General features: G+C 73.9%; 4 protein-coding genes. 1 reads left to right on the forward strand and 3 read right to left on the reverse strand.

All coding sequences use genetic code 11. From position 1 onward, the window contains the following. The coding region (locus E1166_RS29950; protein ID WP_132343175.1) for a lytic polysaccharide monooxygenase at window positions 1-751 on the reverse strand (751 nt) is incomplete at its 3' end. Between the two features lie 336 nt (window positions 752-1,087). Here E1166_RS29950 and E1166_RS29955 point away from each other — a divergent pair. Beyond that, window positions 1,088-2,023 (forward strand): carbohydrate kinase, encoded by a 936-nt coding sequence (locus tag E1166_RS29955; RefSeq protein ID WP_132343178.1) that lies wholly within the window; start codon window positions 1,088-1,090, stop codon window positions 2,021-2,023. 48 nt (window positions 2,024-2,071) lie between these two features. On the opposite strand, the gene E1166_RS29960 is transcribed toward E1166_RS29955, so the two are convergent. Further along, window positions 2,072-2,902: an MBL fold metallo-hydrolase gene (locus E1166_RS29960; protein WP_132343176.1), complete on the reverse strand. Its 831-nt coding sequence runs from the start codon at window positions 2,900-2,902 to the stop codon at window positions 2,072-2,074. Further along, complete coding sequence (locus E1166_RS29965) at window positions 2,899-3,303, reverse strand: hotdog domain-containing protein (protein WP_132343177.1); 405 nt, start codon at window positions 3,301-3,303, stop codon at window positions 2,899-2,901. Before E1166_RS29965 ends, E1166_RS29960 begins: the two co-directional genes overlap by 4 nt. Window positions 3,304-3,394 lie beyond the last annotated feature (91 nt).

Below are 3,394 nucleotides of genomic sequence, written 5' to 3' on the forward strand. Positions count from 1 at the left end.
GGCCCGGCGGGGGAGTGGTCGGGCCCGGCGGCGGGGTCGAGCCACCGCCGATGCCGGTCACCTCGCCGTTGCCCCCGTCGAAGGTGACGTCCGAGCAGCCGAAGAAGTTCTCCTGGCTGTCGGAACGGACCCAGCGGGAGTAGATGATGTGCCGGCCGGACTTGTTCGTCGGCAGGTTGCCGCTGAAGTAGTAGTGCCCCTCGTTGGTGCCGACAGCGCCGCGCTGCGGCGGGTTGGTCACCGTGAGGAACGGCTGCTCCTCCAGGTCGCTCCAGGCCAGCGGGCGGTTCGGGCTCCAGCTGTTCTTCGTCACGTAGAAGTAGAAGGTGCCCGGGTGGTGGGCCCAGTTGCTGTACTTGAACTCCATCCGGGCGCCGGCCGTGAGATGGGTCAGCGGCCAGTCGGTGCGGGCCAGGTCGTAGCCGGCGAATCCGGGGTTGCCGCCACTGCACAGCTTGCCGTCGGGGATGTAGCCGACGGTGCGCCCGCCGGCGTCCGAACGCAGCACGCTGAACCAGTTGTAGAGGGAGTTGGGGCCGCTCTGCGCCACGGCCGCCGTGCAGGCCGGGTTGTTCGGTCTGATCTCTCCGGTGCCGGTCAGGCCGTCCTTCCAACACAGGAAGGTACGGCTGCCGGGGGTCATCGCCGCGCCGTGCGCGGCGGCCGGCTCGGCCTGGCTGACCAGGGCGACGGTGCCCAGAGCGACGGTGGCTACCGCGGTGAGCAACGCGGCGGTACGGGAACGGAGCACGAGGTTCTCCTGATCCGCGGAGCAGGCGTGGTGGCCGGCCCCGCTGTGCGGGGGATGCGTCGATCGCGGCGTCGTGACCGGCGGCCCGAATGTCGGCAGGGCCCGGACGGTCGCGCGCCGCCACGGTCCGCCGCCCGCGGACCGGTGCCTCTCGCGTCGCTCCAGCTCGTCCCGGTGGTGCGACAGCCCCGCACCAATCCGGTACCGGTAATCCCAGCACGCCCGGACGAGACACGCAATAGGTATCCCTCGATATACCAAGACGACGCTTCGCCACCCGCTGAGATGGGCACCTGTGCCAGCCTGGAACCGGGCGACGGGATGCTGGGAGGCGATATGGGGTACGCGGTGGTGCTGGGTGAGGCGTTGGTGGACCTGCTCGACGCCGAGTGCGACGGTCGGCCCGTCTTCCGGCAGGAGATCGGCGGTGGCCCGCTCAACGTCGCCGTCGGGGTGTCCCGGCTGGGCGGCGACGCGCAGTTCGTCGGTTCCCTCGGCGACGACGTGCTCGCCGGCCGGATCCGGTCCTTCCTCGACGCCGCCGGGGTGGGACTGGCCGGGACGGTCACCGTGCCGGCCCCGACCGTGCTCGCGGTGACCAGCCACGCCGAGGCCGAGCCCGACTTCCGCTTCTACGGCGAGCCGCCGTCGTACGGCCTGCTCACCGCCGACGACCTGGACGTCGCGCTGGTGCAGGGCGCGGACGTGCTCTCCTGCGGTTCGATCGCCCTGCTCTGCCCGCCGGTGCTCGCGGCCGCCCGCCGTGCCTGGTCGCTCACCACCGGCCTGCGGGTCTTCGACCCGAACGTGCGGCCCCGGCTGGTGGACGGGCCGGCCGCTCTGGCCGAGCTGCGCCAGGTGGTGGCCGAGTTCGCCGCCGGGGCGCACCTGGTCAAGCTGAGCGCGGCCGACGCCGAGCTGCTCTATCCCGGTGAGCCGGTCGAGGGGGTCGCCGCGTACCTGCGGGAGTTGGGAACCGGGACCGTCGTGGTCACCCTCGGTGCCGACGGTGCGGTGGTCGCCCCCGCCGGGGCGGATCCGGTACGCGTGCCCGCGCCGAAGGTGCGCGCGGTCGACGCCACCGGGGCCGGCGACTCGGTGATGGCGGCGCTCGTGGCGGACCTGCTCGTCGACGGCGAGCCGGCCGTCGCCGTCGACTGGCACCGACGGGTGGCGTTCGCGCTTCGGGTGGCCGGGGTGGTCTGCGAGTCCCCGGGCGGTGCGGTGTCGATGCCCACCCGGGCCGAGGTGCTGCGCCGCTTCGCCGGCTGAGGCCGGCGAGCCGGACCGCGGTGCTCACCCTGGCCCGCCCCCCCGGGCTCAGGCGGTGCCGTCGAGTTCGGCGAAACCGCGACGGGCGGCGATCAGGCCGGGGCGGGCGCCGAAGGGCGCCTCGGCGGCGACCCGCTCCGGTGGCGCCCCGCCGGTGTGCGCGGCGCGGATCAGCCAGGCCAGGTCGGCGAGCTGCTGGTGCTGGGCCCGGACGAAGCCGACGTCGACCACCTCGCCGTGCCCGGGCACGACCACGGTCGCGGGCGTGGTGAGCCGCAGCAGGTCGGCGACCGCGTCCGGCCACTGCAAGGGGTACGAGTCCTCGAAGGCGGGTGGGCCACCCTGCTCGACGAGATCCCCGGCGATCAGCACGTCCGCGTCGGGCACGTGCACCAGCAGGTCGGCGTCGGTGTGCCCGCGCCCCGGATGACGCAGCAGCACCCGCCGGCCGCCGATGTCGAGCACCTGCTCGGTGTGCACCGGGTGGGTCGGAGCCAGCACATCGGTACCGGCCACCTCCTCGGCGAACCCGGGCCGCTTCCCGTGCAGTTCCGCGTACGCCTCGCGGCGCAGCCGCTCCGGCGCCTCGCGCAGTGCGGTGGCGGCCAGCACGTGCGCGTACACCGGGCGAGGTGGGTCGCCGGCCAGCGTGGCGTTGCCGAAGCAGTGGTCGAAGTGGTGGTGGGTGTTGACCAGCGTCCACGGATGGCCGGTGACCGCCCGCGCCGCCGCCGCCAGCTCGGCGGCCTGCCCGGCGGTGGAGAGGGTGTCCACCAGCAGGGCCTCGCCGTCCCCGACGACCAGGGTGACGTTGACGTCGAGCAGCGGCTCGCGCAGCACGTGGACCCGGTCGGCGACCTCGGTGAACCGGAGGCTCACCGGATCCGCGCCGCTCGCTCGACGAAGCGTTGCCGGTCGACCAGCACCCGCTCCACCCGACCTTCCGCGACCGTCTCGTCGCCGTCGGTGACGGCCACCTCGAAGATCAGCCGTCGGCCGTCGACCTCGCCCAGCCGAGCCTGCGCCACCACGGTGCGCCCGACCGGCGTCGCCGCCCGGTGTTCCAACTCGATCCGGCTTCCCACCGTGGTCCGCCCCGGTGGCATCTGGATGGCGGTGGCCGCGACGGTGGCCGCCTCGGCCAGGGCCAGCACCCGGGGCGTGCCGAGCACCGGTACGTCGCCGGAGCCCACCGACTGGGCCGTGTCGGCGTCGGTGACGGTCAGTTCCACCCGGGCGGTCAGTCCCGGCGAAAAGGGCGACTCCGGCTGCTCCTGCATGGGGGCGAGCCTAGTCCAGCCGACCGCCGCCGCTAACCTTGTCCGCGATGGCCGTCGTGACTGATTCCCCGCCCCCCACCCCGACCGGACC

Source organism: Micromonospora sp. KC213 (genome assembly GCF_004348325.1).
Lineage (GTDB): Bacteria > Actinomycetota > Actinomycetes > Mycobacteriales > Micromonosporaceae > Micromonospora.

What these genes read in the sequence shown, in the direction of transcription:
- E1166_RS29955 (WP_132343178.1), top strand. Translation starts at nt 1,088, where the DNA reads ATGGGGTACGCGGTGGTGCTGGGTGAGGCGTTGGTGGACCTGCTCGAC.
- E1166_RS29965 (WP_132343177.1), bottom strand. Translation starts at nt 3,303, where the DNA reads ATGCAGGAGCAGCCGGAGTCGCCCTTTTCGCCGGGACTGACCGCCCGG.